This is a genomic window from Ruegeria sp. L12 (assembly GCF_056531745.1).
Genome location: NZ_JBQFMH010000010.1, coordinates 167,571 through 185,697 on the forward strand (window position 1 = coordinate 167,571; position 18,127 = coordinate 185,697).

The window sequence follows — 18,127 nt, forward strand, 5'->3', positions numbered from 1 at the left end:
ATCTCAGATCAGCGGTTCGGTGAGGGATTGCTTCAGGCGGAGCTCTAATCGGTCGGCGCGGCGTTGTTCGAATTCGCTGTATGTTTGATTCTGCTGGCGCAGCAACAGCCAGTCGCGCAGCAGACGTCCGCGGATGCAGAAGTCCAGAACATCCATATTGATGGGATGGCGGTAGCGCCGAAAAAACATCTGCTTGTTCCATTTCAGGATGCCGCTTCGATCGATTTCCGGCGTCTCTCCGGCCCTGAACACGTCGGCCTTGAGGAAATCGACGATATCATAGACTGCCAGCTTGTCGCGCGCCTCGGTGAAATCCAACCCGATTGCCGCGCCATGGCCCAGGATCAGGTTCATCCCGTGAAAGTCGCCGTGTGAAAACACCTCAAGATCGGGCTGACCTCTGAGATGGGTCGCATCGGCGCGCATGATATTCATCATACGCTGATAATCGGGCCGGATGTCGGGAAGGATGGTAGCGGACGAGTCGCGAATACGCTCCATCATCCATTGCGGCCAGAAAGGTTGTTGCCTGGCCGGTCGATAGTTGTGCAGGTCCTGCAACCAGGCACCCGCCCGGCGATAGACCTGCGCGACCTGCTTGTCGTCGGTGCTGTTGTAGATCACATCAACAGCGGTGGGCCGGTCGATAAACTCGGTGACCAGAAACATCGCGCCCGGGGACAGGTAAACCGGTCGCACAACACGCGTCGGGCCATTCCCTGCCAGGTGAGAATGAAGCTGACTTAATATGCGAAACTCATCGACCAGCCGCCCGGTTCTGGGCGATTGGGTGTCGATCTTCAGGGCGTAACCCTGCTGTGCCGTTTCAACCTTCATGACCCAGCGCGAGTCGGGGAAGTCATGCGACCGATAGATGCGCTCAGCGGTCCGGATCGGATCACCCGGAATCTGGCGGGCGAACTCGGCCACCAGAGTATCGGCAAGTTCATCTGTGTCGAGTGCAGTCACGGAGCGGCGGCTTCTTCCTTGAGACCGTTTGGCGGCACCGCATCCGGGTCCGGCGCGTGTGTCAATTTCCCGGTCTTGCCAAAATTGAGTGCAATTCGTTGTACTGGAAAAATTTACAATCAAAAGATACGAATTGAGAGTGGATGCCGGGATGTTGCAAAAGGCAGCAATGATCTTTACGCCACCCGGGTTTTTATAAAAGACATCTGAGCCATGCCGTTGGAACAGTTCAATCTGGATGCGTTTTTACTGGGAACCGGCACCGCCGAGGGATTTGCCGGTTCGACGGTCGATCTGTCGACGTTTGATCGCGATACCTATCAGTGGCAGAACGACACGGATAACGGCAATAACATCCTTGATCTGGATTTTGACGGCAACAATGACACCACCCAGCCTACTGCTTATGAGGGTGTTCTGGTCAACGGAACGTTGCAGCAAGTTGAGACCAGCGGCGCCTATCGGAACTCGACCATCACGTTTTCCGACGGGCAGAGTTTCAACGTCCAGATCATAACCACCGAGTTGGATGACGGGACTGTTCTGGCATTTTTTCGGGATGGAGATATCGCCGATTTCATCGCTGCCGGATATGATTTCAACGACATCACAAGCATTACGCTTGGCAACTTCCGGCCCAACAACGCGCGGAACCCGTCGAATTTCGATGGTGAGTTTCCGGTCTGCTTCCTGCGCGGTACGTTGATTGAAACCGATCAGGGCCCGCGCGCTGTCGAGGATCTGCAGCTTGGGGATCGAGTGCGCACGCGTGATCGCGGGTTTCAGCCGGTCCGCTGGATAGGCAGCCGGGAACTGACAAAGGGCGGGCTTGCCGCCATGTGCAACGCCTACCCTGTTCGCATCGACACAGGTGCATTGGGTAACGGCCTGCCAAAACGTCCGCAGACTGTCTCGCCTCAGCACCGGGTTCTGGCGAACTCAACGATTGTGCAGCGGATGTTTGGCGAGGACGCGGTGCTTGTGGCTGCCAAACACTTGATAGACCTGTCCGGAATAGACGAATGTCGCGACAATGATCTGGTGGAATACTGGCATTTCATGTTCGACCGCCACGAGATCGTCTTTGCCGAAGCGGCCGAGGTTGAAAGCTTCTATGCCGGGCCACAAGCTTTGAAATCGCTGTCTGATGCCAGCCGGAAAGAAATTCTGACCTTGTTTCCCGAGCTTCAGAGGGCGGACCCGCCCATTCCGGCGGCTTATCTGGTCGGTGGGCGCCGGGGCGGATCGATGGCGCGGCGCCATGCAAGCAACGCCAAACCCCTTTTGTCATAAGGCGTGCTAAATCGCGCGAGCGTGTAATTTACCCCTTGGAAACCCCGGTCGTCTGCCCTAAGTAGGGCTGCGGAATAAAGCGTGCGATTCGTCGTGCGCTTTATTTCGTTTCGTCCAAGACGGTGGGTGGGTCCATACGGCCCCTTAATTCCCTGCCTGAGACGGGTAAGACCAAAGAATTCTGAGGGTCCCACCCTCGGGCGAATTTTGGCCCATCCCGTAACAACGGACCTGAACGCCGGAGCGCAAGCTGCGGCAAATATGAGCCGGGGTGAGATATCGCCCCTAACTTGGAGAGAACTGTGGATAGAGCCCAGAAAGAGAAAGTGGTCGAGGAACTCGGCCAAATCTTCGAAAGCTCTGGCGTCGTAGTGGTTGCTCACTACGCCGGTCTGACAGTTGCCGAGATGCAGGACCTTCGCGCACGTGCTCGTGACGCGGGTGGTGCCGTGCGTGTTGCCAAGAACAGGCTCGCCAAAATCGCCCTCGAGGGTAAGCCGTGTGAAAGCATGGCCGACCTGCTGACAGGGATGACCGTTCTGACCTATTCCGAGGACCCCGTGGCAGCAGCCAAGGTGGCCGAGGACTTCGCCAAGGATAACAAAAACTTTGAAATCCTCGGCGGTGCTATGGGCGAGAACGCTCTGGACCGCAAAGGCGTCGAAACAGTTTCGAAAATGCCGTCTCGTGAAGAGCTTATTGCTTCGATCGCTGGCTGCATTGGCGCACCTGCTTCGAACATCGCCGGCGCGATTGGCGCACCTGCAAGCAACATCGCAAGCATCCTTTCCACCATCGAAGAGAAGGCGGAAGCTGCGTAAGCGGTTGGCACTGAATGATCTGCGTAGGGGAAACCCCCTGACGTTGGAACACACACTGTAAACGGAAAGAGCTGATAAAATGGCTGATCTGAAAGCACTCGCAGAAAGCATCGTGGGTCTGACCCTGCTGGAAGCACAAGAACTGAAAACCATCCTCAAAGACGAATATGGCATCGAGCCCGCAGCAGGCGGCGCGGTTGTCATGGCAGCCGGTGGCGACGCCGGTGGCGCAGCCGAGGAAGAAAAAACCGAATTCGACGTCGTTCTGAAGAACGCCGGCGCTTCGAAAATCAACGTGATCAAAGAAGTTCGCGGCATCACCGGTCTGGGCCTGAAAGAAGCCAAAGAGCTGGTCGAAGCTGGCGGCAAGATCAAAGAAGGCGTGTCGAAAGACGAAGCCGAAGAAGTCAAAGGCAAGCTGGAAGCAGCTGGCGCCGAAGTCGAGCTGGCCTAAGCCAACCGACTGGCGCATCGCTGATGTGCCTGAAAATTTGGCTGGGTCCGGAGAAATCCGGGTCCAGCCGAACCTGTCTTAGAAAGGGCCTCATGGTCTGGGGCGTTTTCTAAGACACGGTTTTCGGATCGGGAGGCCGCCTTCGGGACGGTGGCCACGAATTGATCCGGACGTGTTGTCTCGATTGTGCAAGATGCCGGGGCCCGACGGTGTCTTTGCCCGCTGAGAACATCGAAAGGTGACATCTGACATGGCTCAAACGTTCCTTGGCCAGAAACGTCTTCGTAAATATTACGGCAAAATCCGCGAAGTGCTGGAGATGCCGAACCTCATTGAGGTACAGAAATCTTCTTATGACCTTTTCCTGCGCTCCGGCGATGCAGAACAGCCCGCAGACGGCGAAGGCATCAAAGGTGTGTTCCAGTCGGTTTTCCCGATCAAGGATTTCAACGAAACCTCCGTTTTGGAGTTCGTGAAATACGATCTTGAAAAGCCGAAATATGACGTCGAAGAGTGCATGCAGCGCGACATGACCTACAGCGCGCCGCTGAAGGTCACTCTGCGTCTGATCGTGTTTGATGTCGATGAGGACACCGGCGCCAAATCGGTCAAGGACATCAAGGAACAGGACGTGTTCATGGGCGATATGCCCCTGATGACACCGAACGGCACGTTCATCGTGAACGGCACCGAGCGCGTGATCGTGTCCCAGATGCACCGCTCGCCCGGTGTGTTCTTTGACCACGACAAGGGCAAGACCCATTCCTCGGGCAAGCTGCTGTTTGCCTGCCGCATCATCCCGTATCGCGGCAGCTGGCTGGACTTTGAGTTCGACGCCAAGGACATCGTGTTCGCCCGTATCGACCGTCGCCGTAAACTGCCTGTGACCACCCTGCTGTATGCGCTGGGTCTGGATCAGGAAGCGATCATGGACGCGTATTACAACACCGTGTCCTACAAGCTGGACAAGAAGAAAGGCTGGGTCACGCCGTTCTTCCCCGAGCGTGTGCGCGGCACCCGTCCGACCTATGATCTGATCGACGCCAAATCCGGTGAGGTAATTGCCGAGGCGGGCAAGAAAGTCACCCCGCGCGCGGTTAAGAAACTGATCGACGAAGGCAGCGTTACCAACCTGCTGGTTCCGTTCGACAACATTGTCGGCAAGTATGTCGCCAAGGACATCATCAACGAAGAAACCGGCGCGATCTATGTCGAAGCCGGGGATGAGCTGACGCTGGAATATGACAAGGACGGCGACCTGATCGGTGGCACCGTCAAGGACCTGATGGATGCGGGCATCACCGACATCCCGGTTCTGGACATCGACAACGTCAATGTCGGCCCCTACATGCGCAACACCATGGCTCAGGACAAGAACCTGAACCGTGAAAGCGCGCTGATGGACATCTACCGCGTCATGCGTCCGGGTGAGCCGCCCACCGTCGAGGCTGCGTCGGCCCTGTTCGACACCCTGTTCTTCGACAGCGAGCGCTATGACCTGTCCGCCGTTGGCCGCGTGAAGATGAACATGCGTCTGGCTCTGGACGCGCCGGACACCCTGCGCACGCTGCGCCGCGAAGACATCGTGGCCTGCATCAAGGCGCTGGTGGAACTGCGCGACGGCAAAGGCGACGTGGACGATATCGACCACCTCGGCAACCGTCGTGTGCGTTCGGTCGGCGAACTGATGGAAAACCAGTATCGCGTCGGCCTGCTGCGCATGGAACGCGCGATCAAAGAGCGTATGTCGTCGGTCGAAATTGACACTGTCATGCCTCAGGATCTGATCAATGCGAAACCGGCTGCGGCTGCTGTTCGTGAATTCTTTGGCTCGTCGCAGCTGTCGCAGTTCATGGACCAGACCAACCCGCTGTCCGAGGTTACCCACAAACGCCGCCTCTCGGCGCTTGGCCCGGGTGGTCTGACACGTGAGCGTGCTGGCTTTGAGGTTCGCGACGTACACCCGACCCACTATGGCCGGATGTGCCCGATTGAAACGCCGGAAGGTCCGAACATCGGTCTGATCAACAGCCTTGCTACCTTTGCCCGCGTGAACAAGTATGGCTTCATCGAAACACCGTATCGCGTTGTTAAAGACGCTGAGGTGACCGATGAGGTTCACTACATGTCCGCGACCGAGGAAATGCGTCACACCGTGGCGCAGGCGAACGCGACGCTGGATGCGGATGGCAAGTTCATCAACGATCTGGTTTCGACCCGTCAGGCCGGGGACTACACCCTTGCCCCGCGCGAGAATGTGGACCTGATCGACGTATCTCCGAAACAGCTGGTCTCGGTCGCTGCATCGTTGATCCCGTTCCTTGAAAATGACGACGCCAACCGCGCTCTGATGGGCTCGAACATGCAACGTCAGGCGGTTCCGCTGCTGCGGGCCGAGGCACCGCTGGTCGGTACCGGGATCGAGGAAAAGGTTGCGATCGACTCGGGTGCTGCGATTCAGGCGAAACGCGCCGGTATCATCGACCAGGTCGATGCCCAGCGTATCGTTATCCGCGCGACTGAGGATCTGGAACTGGGCGACGCTGGCGTTGATATCTATCGTCTGCGCAAATTCCAGCGTTCGAACCAGAACACCTGCATCAACCAGCGTCCGCTGATCAAGGTGGGTGACACCGTCCAGAAGGGCGAGGTCATTGCCGATGGTCCGTCGACCGATATGGGTGAACTGGCCCTTGGTAAGAACGTGGTCGTCGCGTTCATGCCGTGGAACGGTTACAACTACGAAGACTCGATCCTGATCTCGGAACGTATCGCGCGTGATGACGTCTTTACCTCGGTCCATATCGAGGAATTCGAAGTCGCCGCCCGTGACACCAAGCTGGGTCCGGAAGAGATCACTCGCGACATCCCGAACGTCGGTGAAGAAGCGCTGCGCAACCTCGACGAGGCCGGCATCGTTTACATCGGTGCGGATGTTGAGCCGGGCGATATTCTGGTCGGTAAGATCACTCCGAAGGGCGAAAGCCCGATGACCCCGGAAGAAAAGCTGCTGCGCGCCATCTTTGGTGAAAAAGCATCTGACGTGCGCGATACCTCGCTGCGCGTGAAGCCGGGCGATTACGGTACGGTCGTCGAGGTCCGCGTCTTCAACCGTCACGGCGTCGAGAAAGACGAGCGTGCGCTGCAGATCGAGCGTGAAGAAGTCGAACGTCTGGCCCGTGACCGGGACGACGAGCTGGCGATCCTTGACCGCAACATCTATGCGCGTCTGCAAGGCCTGATCCTGGGTAAAACTGCTGTCAAAGGCCCGAAAGGCGTCAAGGCAGGTTCGGTGATCACCGAGGAGCTGCTGGAAACCCTGACCCGTGGTCAGTGGTGGCAGCTGGCGCTGGAAGGTGAGCAGGACGCACAGATCGTTGAGGCTCTGAACGAGCAGTACGAAGTGCAAAAGCGTGCTCTGGACGCCCGTTTCGAGGACAAGGTCGAGAAAGTCCGTCGTGGCGACGACCTGCCGCCGGGTGTGATGAAGATGGTCAAAGTCTTCATCGCCGTGAAGCGTAAGCTGCAGCCGGGCGACAAGATGGCCGGTCGTCACGGGAACAAAGGTGTGATCTCCAAGGTTGTTCCGATGGAAGACATGCCGTTCCTGGCCGATGGTACTCCGGTTGACTTCTGTCTGAACCCGCTGGGTGTGCCTTCGCGTATGAACGTTGGTCAGATCCTTGAAACCCACATGGGTTGGGCCGCACGCGGTCTGGGTCTGAACATCGACGACGCTCTGGGTGAATACCGCCGTTCCGGCGATCTGACCCCGGTGCGCGAAGCGATGAAGCTGGCCTATGGCGAAGATGTCTACGAAGAAGGCATCACCGGTCTGGACGAGGATGGCCTGATCGAGGCTGCTGGCAACGTGACCCGCGGTGTTCCGATCGCCACCCCGGTCTTCGACGGTGCCAAAGAGGCTGACGTCAACGACGCGCTGGTGCGTGCGGGCTTCTCGGAAAGCGGTCAGTCGGTTCTGTTCGACGGTCGTACCGGTGAGCAATTCGCACGTCCGGTGACCGTGGGCATCAAGTACCTGCTGAAACTGCACCACCTTGTGGATGACAAGATCCACGCGCGTTCGACCGGGCCATACAGCCTGGTTACCCAGCAGCCGCTGGGTGGTAAGGCGCAGTTCGGTGGTCAGCGCTTTGGTGAGATGGAGGTCTGGGCTCTGGAAGCTTATGGCGCCGCCTACACCCTGCAGGAGATGCTCACCGTGAAATCGGATGACGTCGCCGGCCGGACCAAGGTCTATGAATCGATCGTCAAGGGCGAGGATAACTTTGAAGCGGGCGTACCGGAATCGTTCAATGTTCTGGTGAAAGAAGTCCGTGGCCTCGGCCTGAATATGGAACTCCTGGATGCGGAGGTTGAGGAGTAAGGGCCTTGCCCTTTCTCCCGTCCCCCCTTCCGCAAGATTTGAGGTAACAAATGAACCAGGAAATCACCAACAACCCGTTCAACCCGCTGACGCCCCCGAAGGTTTTTGACGAGATCAAGGTCTCGCTGGCGTCGCCAGAGCGGATCCTGTCTTGGTCCTATGGCGAGATCAAGAAACCCGAAACCATCAACTACCGGACGTTCAAGCCCGAACGTGACGGCCTGTTCTGCGCGCGTATCTTTGGCCCGATCAAAGACTACGAATGTCTGTGCGGCAAATATAAGCGGATGAAGTATCGCGGCGTTGTCTGCGAAAAGTGTGGTGTGGAAGTCACTCTGCAAAAAGTCCGCCGCGAGCGTATGGGCCACATCGAACTGGCCGCGCCCGTTGCGCATATCTGGTTCCTGAAATCGCTGCCGTCCCGCATCGGTCTGATGCTGGACATGACGCTGCGCGATCTGGAACGCGTTCTGTACTTTGAAAACTATGTCGTCATCGAGCCCGGTCTGACCGACTTGACCTACGGCCAGATGCTGACCGAAGAAGAGTACATGGACGCGCAGGATGCCTATGGCATGGACGCGTTCACCGCGAATATCGGTGCCGAAGCCATCCGTGAGATGCTGGCGCAGATCGACTTGGAAGCCGAAGCCGAGCAGCTGCGCGCTGATCTGGCCGAAGCCACCGGTGAACTGAAGCCCAAGAAGATCATCAAGCGTCTGAAAGTTGTCGAATCCTTCCTCGAGTCGGGCAACCGGCCAGAGTGGATGGTGATGACCGTGATCCCGGTCATTCCGCCGGAGCTGCGTCCGCTGGTTCCGCTGGATGGTGGCCGTTTTGCGACTTCGGATCTAAACGACCTGTATCGCCGCGTCATCAACCGGAACAACCGTCTGAAGCGTCTGATTGAACTGCGTGCACCTGACATTATCGTCCGCAACGAAAAGCGGATGCTGCAGGAATCCGTGGATGCTCTGTTCGACAACGGCCGTCGTGGCCGCGTGATCACCGGCGCCAACAAGCGCCCGCTGAAATCGCTGTCGGACATGCTGAAAGGGAAACAGGGTCGCTTCCGTCAGAACCTTCTGGGTAAGCGCGTCGACTTCTCGGGCCGTTCGGTCATTGTGACCGGTCCGGAGCTTAAGCTGCACCAGTGTGGTCTGCCCAAGAAGATGGCGCTGGAACTGTTCAAGCCGTTCATCTACTCGCGCCTTGAAGCCAAGGGTCTGTCTTCGACTGTCAAGCAGGCGAAGAAACTGGTCGAGAAAGAGCGTCCCGAAGTGTGGGATATCCTCGACGAGGTGATCCGCGAACACCCTGTCATGCTGAACCGTGCGCCGACGCTGCACCGTCTTGGCATTCAGGCGTTCGAGCCGGTCCTGATCGAAGGTAAAGCCATCCAGCTGCACCCGTTGGTCTGTTCGGCCTTTAACGCCGACTTCGACGGGGACCAGATGGCCGTTCACGTCCCGCTGAGCCTTGAGGCGCAGCTGGAAGCCCGCGTTCTGATGATGTCAACGAACAACGTTCTGTCGCCCGCAAACGGCGCGCCCATTATCGTTCCGTCGCAGGACATGATCCTGGGTCTGTACTATGTATCGCTGGAACGCGCCGGCATGCCGGGCGAAGGCAAGGTCTTTGGCTCGATCGACGAAGTGCAGCACGCGCTGGACGCCGGTGAAGTGCACCTGCACACCAAGATCACTGCGCGGATCACGCAGATCGATGACGAAGGCAACGAAGTTCAGAAGCGTTATGAGACCACTCCGGGCCGTCTGCGTCTGGGTGCGTTGCTGCCGATGAACAACAAGGCGCCGTTCGAGTTGGTCAACCGCCTGCTGCGGAAGAAAGAAGTGCAGCAGGTCATCGACACCGTCTACCGTTACTGCGGTCAGAAAGAGTCGGTCATCTTCTGTGACCAGATCATGTCGATGGGCTTCAAAGAAGCGTTCAAGGCGGGCATCTCGTTCGGTAAGGACGACATGGTCATTCCGGATGACAAGTGGGGTATCGTCGATGACACCCGCGGTCAGGTGAAGGACTTTGAACAGCAGTACATGGACGGCCTGATCACTCAGGGCGAAAAGTACAACAAAGTCGTCGATGCCTGGTCGAAGTGTAACGACCGCGTTACCGAGGCGATGATGAGCACGATCTCGGACGTCGCCAAGGCCGAAGACGGGTCTGACATGGAGCCGAACTCGGTCTACATGATGGCCCACTCCGGCGCGCGTGGCTCGGTCACTCAGATGAAACAGCTGGGCGGTATGCGCGGCCTGATGGCCAAGCCGAACGGTGACATCATCGAAACGCCGATCATCTCGAACTTTAAAGAAGGCCTGACCGTTCTCGAGTACTTCAACTCGACCCACGGTGCCCGTAAGGGTCTGTCGGATACCGCTCTGAAGACGGCGAACTCGGGTTATCTGACCCGTCGTCTGGTGGACGTGGCGCAGGACTGCATCGTGCGCGAGATCGACTGTGGCACCGAGCGTGCGATCACGGCCGAAGCCGCCGTGAACGACGGTGAGGTTGTCGCCTCGCTGGCCGAACGTGTGCTGGGTCGTGTGGCGGCAGACGATGTGCTGCGTCCGGGTACGGACGAGGTTCTGGTCGCCGCCGGTCAACTGATCGACGAACGCATGGCCGACACCATCGATGAGGCCGGTGTTGCCTCGATGCGCATCCGCTCGCCTCTGACCTGTGAATCCGAGGAAGGCGTCTGTGCAACCTGCTACGGTCGTGACCTTGCGCGTGGTACCATGGTGAACACGGGTGAAGCTGTCGGCATCATCGCCGCCCAGTCCATCGGTGAACCTGGTACGCAGCTGACCATGCGGACCTTCCACATCGGTGGCGTTGCGCAGGGTGGTCAGCAGTCGTTCCAGGAAGCCAGCCAGGAAGGCGTTGTATCCTTCGAGAACCCGCAGATCCTGGTCAATGCCGCAGGCGAAAGTCTGGTCATGGGCCGGAACATGAAGCTGGTGATCAGCGACGAACATGGCGAAGAGCGTGCCAGCCACAAGCTGGGCTATGGCTCCAAGCTGTTCGTCAAGGACGGCACCAAGGTGGCCCGTGGCGACAAGCTGTTCGAATGGGATCCCTACACCCTGCCGATCATCGCCGAGAAAGCCGGTACCGCGAAATATGTCGACCTCGTTTCGGGCCTTGCTGTCCGCGACGAGACCGACGATGCAACCGGCATGACTCAGAAGATCGTGATCGACTGGCGTGCGGCCCCCAAAGGCAGCGACCTCAAGCCCGAGATCATTCTGGTCGGCGACGATGGCGAGCCGGTCCGCAACGATGCGGGCAACCCGGTTCACTATCCGATGTCGGTGGATGCGATCCTGTCGGTCGAAGATGGTCAGACCATCGAAGCCGGTGACGTTGTTGCGCGTATCCCGCGTGAAGGCGCCAAGACCAAGGACATCACCGGTGGTCTGCCGCGTGTGGCCGAACTGTTCGAAGCGCGTCGTCCGAAAGATCACGCGATCATCGCAGAAGCCGATGGTTACGTGCGCTTTGGCCGCGACTACAAGAACAAGCGCCGCATCAGCATCGAACCGGCTGACGAGTCGATGGAGACCATCGAGTACATGGTACCCAAGGGCAAGCACATCCCGGTCGCCGAAGGGGACTTCATCCAGAAGGGTGAATACCTGATGGACGGTAACCCGGCACCGCATGACATCCTGTCCATCATGGGTGTCGAAGCGCTGGCGGATTACATGATCGACGAGGTGCAGGACGTCTACCGTCTGCAGGGCGTGAAGATCAACGACAAGCACATCGAGGTCATCGTGCGCCAGATGCTGCAGAAGTGGGAGATCCTGGATTCAGGCGACACCACCCTGCTGAAAGGCGAACATGTCGACAAGCAGGAGTTCGACGCAGCCAACGAGAAAACCATCTCGCGTGGCGGTCGTCCGGCTCAGGGCGAACCGATCCTTCTGGGGATCACCAAAGCCTCGCTGCAGACGCGTTCGTTCATCTCGGCGGCCTCGTTCCAGGAAACCACTCGCGTTCTGACCGAGGCTTCGGTTCAGGGCAAGAAGGACAAACTGGTTGGCCTGAAAGAGAACGTCATCGTTGGTCGCCTGATCCCCGCCGGTACCGGTGGTGCGACTCAGGCCGTCCGCCACATCGCGCAGTCGCGTGACAACGTGGTCATCGAAGCCCGCCGGGAAGAAGCCGAGGCAGCCGCTGCGCTGGCTGCGCCGACCTTCGACGACGACATGGTCGGTGACGAGCTGGACGTTCTGGTGGAAACCCCGGAAAGCCGCGAATAAGCACCGCAAAATGATCCGAAAGGCCCCGCAATTTGCGGGGCCTATTTCGTTTCAGACTGGCCGTGCTTTGCACACCGTGAAGCGACCGGTTTCTTGAAAAGAAACCGCCCCTGAAACTTTTGAAGTTTCAGGCCCTCGTATCGCTCTTAGCCCTCAGAATAACGCGTCAATCGCTCTTGCAGCGTACCGCTGTGCAATTCGAACAAGTGGTTGTCGTGGTCGTAGAAATAGATCGAGTGACCCTCACCCGGAACGCGCGACCGGTCTTCGCGCAGGTCAAGACCCAACGACCGGATGCGCTGCACCCTGTCGTCATATTCATCGGGCCCTATCTTGAACGCGACGTGGTTATAGGATCATTCGGCCAGCGGGTCGCCCTCCATGATCGCAACCCAGACGCCACCGATATCGAAGAACCGTTCTTTCGAAATCGAGAAAGTCCGATCGCCGCTGTCATAGATATTTCGGGCATCCAGAACCGTGGTCAGCACCTCTTCCATTTTGTCGAGATCGCGGGTGATGAATGTAATGTGGCTCAGGCCTTCGATCACGGTGCACCTCATGGAAATCGCGGAATTTCAGAATAGCAGGGCCTTGGGCAAAGTCAGCAGTTTCAGCGCATGGTGCTATTGTTGAGTTGACATTGCACGGAGCTGACAGGCCAATGGTCGCAAGTATTTCAGACCGGACGATTCCAGAATGACCCCAAATGTCAAAGGCGCGCTGCTGATGATTGCCAGCATGGCGGCCTTCACCGTGAATGACACGCTGGTCAAACTTGTGTTGCAGGATTTGCCCCTGTTTCAGCTGATTGCCATCCGGGGCGTGGTGGCGACCGCTCTGATCTTTCTGCTGGCCCGCAACCTGAGCGCACTGCATCTGCGGTTCCCGCGTCACGACAAATGGCTGATCGTGCTGCGCAGCCTGTGCGAGCTGGCTGTGACCATCTCTTTCCTCACCGCGCTGAAGCAATTGCCGCTGGCCAATGTGACGGCTGTTCTGCAGGCGCTGCCATTGACGGTCACGCTGGGTGCGGCGCTGTTCTTCTCAGAAACCATCGGCTGGCGCAGGATGGTCGCCATTGCGCTTGGTTTTGCGGGGATGCTGCTGATCGTACGGCCCGGCCCGGAAGGGTTCAGCATCTATTCGTTCTATGCGCTGGCGGCAGTTGCCTCGATCACGGCGCGGGATCTCATCACCCGACGTTTGTCGGCCGAGGTTCCGTCCATGGTCGTGACATTGGCCACGTCCCTGACGATCACCATAGCTGCAGCGGTGATATCGGTGTTCGAAGGGTGGGCACCGGTGCCGCTGGCTGCGGGAGCTGTGACGGTGTCGGCCGCTGTCTTCATCCTCTGCGGATATCTGTTCAGCGTCATGGTCATGCGCGTAGGTGAGGTGGGCTTTGTCGCCCCGTTCCGGTATTCCGGTCTGCTCTGGGCGCTGGCATTGGGATGGCTGGTGTTTGGTGAATGGCCCGACACGGTGACGATGCTGGGGGCCGCGCTGGTGGTCGGGGCAGGGCTGTTCACCCTGTTCCGCGAACGGTCCGCTCAGGCAGCCGAATGAACCTGCCGGACCAGATTCTGGTCAATTGCGAACCGTGCGATGAACTCAGCCTCAAGCTCGGGCGTGAGGGTCGCGAATTCATCTGTGTTGTTGCGCGCGCGCCTGGAGTCGTTGAATCCGTTGAGCGTGCGCACCCACATGGGCGCATCCGAGTAACTTATGACCGGCATGTAGCGCCCGATCCGATGGTGCGAATAATTCATGATCGAATGCGTGCATCCACCCGCAATATACATGCCCTGCGCCACACCCAGTAGGGGCTTATACACCTCTGAGGCGCGAATGCCCTCGGGGGCAAACCGGGCGAAGAAACCGGTGCTATAGTCGATCCCGACCGTCTGATTGTTCGCCATCAGCCCAGCACCTTCCTGCGCCGCGATGCGCAACCGTTCGACCAGATCAACGGACACGGCGTCGTCGTCGTCATGCCGGAACTGGATACAGGGCTGATCAGGGTTGGCGCGGGCTGCGTTCAGGACCGCTTTCATGACCTGACGCGGCCCCATCTGCGTCTCAGCAGATTTTTGAATGATCCGCACCTGCCGCATCCCGGCGGTCAGATCGTGTAACCGGTTTAAGGCCTGTTTCGGTAGGCATTCTCCGATCAGGATGAGGAACTCGAAATCCTCATCGGTCTGTTCGCGGAAACAGGGCAGGGTCGAGGCTTCGAACAGCCGAAAGCGCTCTTCCAGCCGGGCCGGATTATAAAGATAGCGGCGGCGCGCTTCGACGGTGTCGTGCTCGATCTGAAACCCGCCGAGGGCGGGGTAGGAAAAGCGGCACAGGCCGATGACTTGCATGATTCACCCGTCAGGATTGGCGTGGTCGGACTATGCCTTTGCACTGTCGGGCCTGCAACCGGGCGCGCGGGCTGGAATCGTGCAGGATACGCTGATAAATCAGCACGATCCGGCCTGAGGGGCATCCGAGGCCGCGCGCTGTTGACACTTGGCCCGCAACCCCTTAATACGCGCGGCATCTCGGTGCCGGGGGCCGCCCCATAACCGATTCCAGTAATGAACTGGTCAAGGCCCGGACAATTTTGCCGTTCGCGCCCTCTGATAACCAACCGCGACGTTCACCTCGGAATGGGAACGCTCGCGGATTTTGCGCTTGTGGACGCATGAGTGCAGCAAATTTAACCGCACGCAATGCGCGTGCATGTCATGTGTGTTGCAAAACGGGGAAAGAACCGGAATGCCAACTATTCAACAGCTGATCCGCAAACCGCGGCAGCCGAAAGTAAAACGCTCGAAGTCCATGCACCTGGAGCAGTGCCCGCAGAAACGCGGCGTCTGCACCCGCGTGTACACCACCACACCGAAGAAGCCGAACTCGGCTATGCGTAAGGTTGCTAAAGTGCGCCTGACCAACGGGTTCGAGGTCATCTCGTACATCCCCGGTGAAAGCCACAACCTGCAGGAACACTCGGTTGTTCTGATCCGTGGCGGCCGTGTAAAAGACCTTCCCGGTGTGCGTTACCACATCCTGCGCGGTGTTCTGGATACTCAGGGCGTCAAAGACCGTAAGCAGCGTCGTTCGAAGTACGGCGCGAAGCGTCCCAAGTAAGAAGGAGAGGCTGATATGTCACGTCGTCACGCCGCCGAAAAACGCGAAGTCCTGCCTGACGCCAAATTCGGCGACAAGGTTCTGACCAAATTCATGAACAACCTGATGATCGACGGCAAGAAGTCGGTCGCAGAGCGCATCGTCTACAACGCCTTTGACCGCGTTGAGAACAAGATCAAGCGCGCACCGGTCGAAGTGTTCCACGAAGCGCTCGACAACATCAAACCGTCGGTCGAGGTTCGCTCGCGCCGGGTTGGTGGTGCAACCTATCAGGTTCCGGTTGAAGTCCGCCCCGAGCGCCGCGAAGCACTGGCCATCCGCTGGCTGATCACTGCTGCGCGCGGCCGCAACGAAAACACCATGGAAGAGCGCCTTGCAGGCGAGCTGCTGGACGCCGTTCAGTCCCGCGGCACTGCCGTCAAGAAACGCGAAGACACCCACAAGATGGCCGAGGCGAACAAAGCCTTCAGCCATTATCGTTGGTAATCCGAGAGGCTTAGACCAATGGCACGCGAATATCCGCTCGAACTGTACCGTAACTTCGGTATCATGGCGCACATCGACGCAGGTAAGACCACCTGCTCGGAGCGTATCCTGTATTATACTGGCAAATCCCACAACATCGGTGAGGTGCACGACGGTGCAGCCACCATGGACTGGATGGAGCAGGAGCAGGAACGCGGCATCACCATCACTTCGGCTGCGACCACCACTTTCTGGGAACGCACCGAAGACGGTCAGACCGCCGATACCCCCAAGCACCGCCTGAACATCATCGACACCCCCGGCCACGTTGACTTCACCATTGAAGTTGAACGTTCGCTGGCGGTTCTCGACGGTGCCGTCTGCGTTCTGGACGCAAACGCCGGTGTTGAGCCCCAGACCGAAACCGTGTGGCGTCAGGCTGACCGCTACAAGGTTCCGCGTATGGTTTTCGTCAACAAAATGGACAAGATCGGCGCTGACTTCTTCAACTGCGTCAACATGATCGAAGACCGCACCGGCGCGCGCGCTGTTCCGGTTGGTATTCCGATCGGCGCCGAGTCGGAGCTGGAAGGCCTGATCGACCTGGTCACCATGAAAGAATGGCTGTGGCAGGGCGAAGATCTGGGCGCATCCTGGGTTCACGCGGAAATCCGTGACGAACTGAAGGACATGGCCGACGAATGGCGTGGCAAGATGGTCGAAGCGGCCGTCGAGCAGGACGACGACGCCATGATGGAATACCTGGAAGGCAATGAACCCGACGTCGCAACCCTGCGCAAACTGCTGCGCAAGGGCACGCTGGCGCTGGACTTCGTTCCGGTTCTGGGTGGGTCTGCGTTCAAGAACAAAGGCGTTCAGCCGCTGCTCAACGCTGTGATCGACTATCTGCCCAGCCCGCTGGACGTTGTTGATTACATGGGCTTCAAACCCGGCGACGAGGAAGAAGTTCGTGACATCGCCCGTCGTGCAGACGACGACATGGCCTTCTCGGGTCTGGCGTTCAAAATCATGAACGACCCCTTCGTTGGCTCGCTGACCTTTACCCGGATCTACTCGGGCACCATGAACAAGGGTGACTCGATCCTGAACTCGACCAAAGGCAAGAAAGAGCGCATCGGTCGTATGATGATGATGCACTCGAACAACCGGGAAGAGATCGAAGAAGCGTTTGCAGGCGACATCATCGCGCTGGCGGGTCTGAAAGACACCACCACCGGTGACACCCTGTGTGACGCGAAGGATCCGGTGGTTCTGGAAACCATGACCTTCCCTGATCCGGTGATCGAGATCGCGGTCGAGCCCAAAACCAAGGGCGACCAGGAAAAGATGTCTCAGGGTCTGGCCCGTCTGGCCGCCGAAGACCCGTCCTTCCGTGTGGAAACCGACCTGGAATCGGGTCAGACTATCATGAAGGGCATGGGCGAACTTCACCTGGACATCCTGGTTGACCGTCTGAAGCGCGAATTCAAGGTTGAAGCGAACATCGGTGCACCGCAGGTGGCCTATCGTGAAACCATCTCGATGCCGGTTGAGCACACCTACACCCACAAGAAACAGTCGGGTGGTTCGGGTCAATTCGCGGAAGTCAAGCTGGAGATCCAGCCGACCGAAGCGGGCGAAGGCTATTCGTTCGAAAGCCGCATCGTTGGTGGTGCCGTTCCGAAGGAATACATCCCCGGTGTTGAAAAAGGCATCAACTCGGTCATGGACAGCGGCCCGCTGGCTGGCTTCCCCGTGATCGACTTCAAGGTTGCCCTGCTGGACGGTAAGTTCCACGACGTTGACTCGAGCGTTCTGGCGTTCGAAATCGCATCGCGGATGTGTATGCGTGAAGGCATGCGCAAAGCTGGCGCGAAACTGCTGGAACCGATCATGAAAGTCGAAGTGATCACCCCGGAAGAATACACTGGTGGTATCATCGGCGACCTGACCTCGCGTCGGGGCCAGGTGTCTGGTCAGGAACCGCGCGGCAACGCCATCGCGATCGACGCGTTTGTTCCGCTGGCGAACATGTTCGGCTACATCAACACCCTGCGTTCGATGTCGTCGGGCCGTGCCCAGTTCACCATGCAGTTCGACCACTACGATCCGGTTCCGCAGAACATCTCGGACGAGATTCAGGCGAAATACGCATAAGCGAAGATTTGAGGGAGCGCGGCTAACGCGCTCCCTTCATTACCGAAAAAGGAGGCCATCATGGCAAAGGAAAAGTTTGAGCGTAATAAGCCGCACGTCAACATTGGTACAGTTGGCCACGTTGACCACGGCAAGACCACGCTGACCGCAG

The 18,127-nt window shown here is 58.4% G+C and carries 12 protein-coding genes and 1 pseudogene; 10 read left to right on the top strand and 3 right to left on the bottom strand.

The genetic code is table 11. The features are described 5' to 3' along the window. Positions 1-3: 3 nt before the first annotated feature. Positions 4-969, bottom strand: coding sequence for a phosphotransferase family protein (locus tag ACR0K9_RS16495; protein ID WP_480824800.1), 966 nt, complete (start codon positions 967-969; stop codon positions 4-6). A 213-nt stretch (positions 970-1,182) separates the two neighbouring features. On the opposite strand from ACR0K9_RS16495, the gene ACR0K9_RS16500 reads away from it, so the two are divergent. From ACR0K9_RS16500 to rpoC, 5 genes are all read left to right on the top strand, one after another. Further along, complete coding sequence (locus ACR0K9_RS16500; protein ID WP_480824802.1) at positions 1,183-2,262, top strand: Hint domain-containing protein; 1,080 nt, start codon at positions 1,183-1,185, stop codon at positions 2,260-2,262. Positions 2,263-2,564: 302 nt separating this feature from the next. Further along, a complete protein-coding gene (gene rplJ / locus ACR0K9_RS16505; RefSeq protein ID WP_298387143.1) occupies positions 2,565-3,083 on the top strand; it encodes a 50S ribosomal protein L10 in 519 nt (172 codons plus the stop codon). A gap of 79 nt (positions 3,084-3,162) precedes the next feature. After that, on the top strand, positions 3,163-3,537 hold the full coding sequence (gene rplL, locus ACR0K9_RS16510; RefSeq protein WP_037314964.1) for a 50S ribosomal protein L7/L12: 375 nt from the start codon (positions 3,163-3,165) through the stop codon (positions 3,535-3,537). A 250-nt stretch (positions 3,538-3,787) separates the two neighbouring features. Continuing rightward, complete coding sequence (gene rpoB, locus ACR0K9_RS16515; protein ID WP_480824804.1) at positions 3,788-7,924, top strand: DNA-directed RNA polymerase subunit beta; 4,137 nt, start codon at positions 3,788-3,790, stop codon at positions 7,922-7,924. A 50-nt stretch (positions 7,925-7,974) separates the two neighbouring features. After that, positions 7,975-12,216 (top strand): DNA-directed RNA polymerase subunit beta', encoded by a 4,242-nt coding sequence (rpoC, locus tag ACR0K9_RS16520; RefSeq protein ID WP_480824806.1) that lies wholly within the window; start codon positions 7,975-7,977, stop codon positions 12,214-12,216. Between the two features lie 146 nt (positions 12,217-12,362). Here rpoC and fosX read toward each other — a convergent pair. Next, positions 12,363-12,767: pseudogene (gene fosX / locus ACR0K9_RS16525) on the bottom strand (FosX/FosE/FosI family fosfomycin resistance hydrolase). 148 nt (positions 12,768-12,915) lie between these two features. On the opposite strand from fosX, the gene ACR0K9_RS16530 reads away from it, so the two are divergent. Further along, entirely contained in the window at positions 12,916-13,785 is an 870-nt protein-coding gene (locus ACR0K9_RS16530) for a DMT family transporter (protein WP_480824808.1), read from the top strand. Here the strand turns inward: ACR0K9_RS16530 and ACR0K9_RS16535 are convergent. Beyond that, positions 13,770-14,585 carry a putative rhamnosyl transferase gene (locus tag ACR0K9_RS16535; protein WP_480824810.1) on the bottom strand — a complete coding sequence of 272 codons (816 nt, stop codon included), beginning with the start codon at positions 14,583-14,585 and terminating at the stop codon, positions 13,770-13,772. The genes ACR0K9_RS16530 and ACR0K9_RS16535 overlap by 16 nt on opposite strands. A 397-nt stretch (positions 14,586-14,982) precedes the next feature. Between ACR0K9_RS16535 and rpsL the strand changes: the two genes are divergently transcribed. The 4 genes from rpsL to ACR0K9_RS16555 form a co-directional block, all read left to right on the top strand. Next, a complete protein-coding gene (gene rpsL / locus ACR0K9_RS16540) occupies positions 14,983-15,354 on the top strand; it encodes a 30S ribosomal protein S12 (RefSeq protein ID WP_005621086.1) in 372 nt (123 codons plus the stop codon). Between the two features lie 15 nt (positions 15,355-15,369). Then, positions 15,370-15,840 (top strand): 30S ribosomal protein S7, encoded by a 471-nt coding sequence (gene rpsG, locus ACR0K9_RS16545; RefSeq protein WP_039529242.1) that lies wholly within the window; start codon positions 15,370-15,372, stop codon positions 15,838-15,840. Between the two features lie 18 nt (positions 15,841-15,858). After that, positions 15,859-17,976 carry an elongation factor G gene (gene fusA / locus ACR0K9_RS16550; protein WP_480534151.1) on the top strand — a complete coding sequence of 706 codons (2,118 nt, stop codon included), beginning with the start codon at positions 15,859-15,861 and terminating at the stop codon, positions 17,974-17,976. A 60-nt stretch (positions 17,977-18,036) separates the two neighbouring features. Next, a partial coding sequence (locus ACR0K9_RS16555; RefSeq protein WP_480534500.1) for a GTP-binding protein occupies positions 18,037-18,127 on the top strand: 91 nt, incomplete at its 3' end.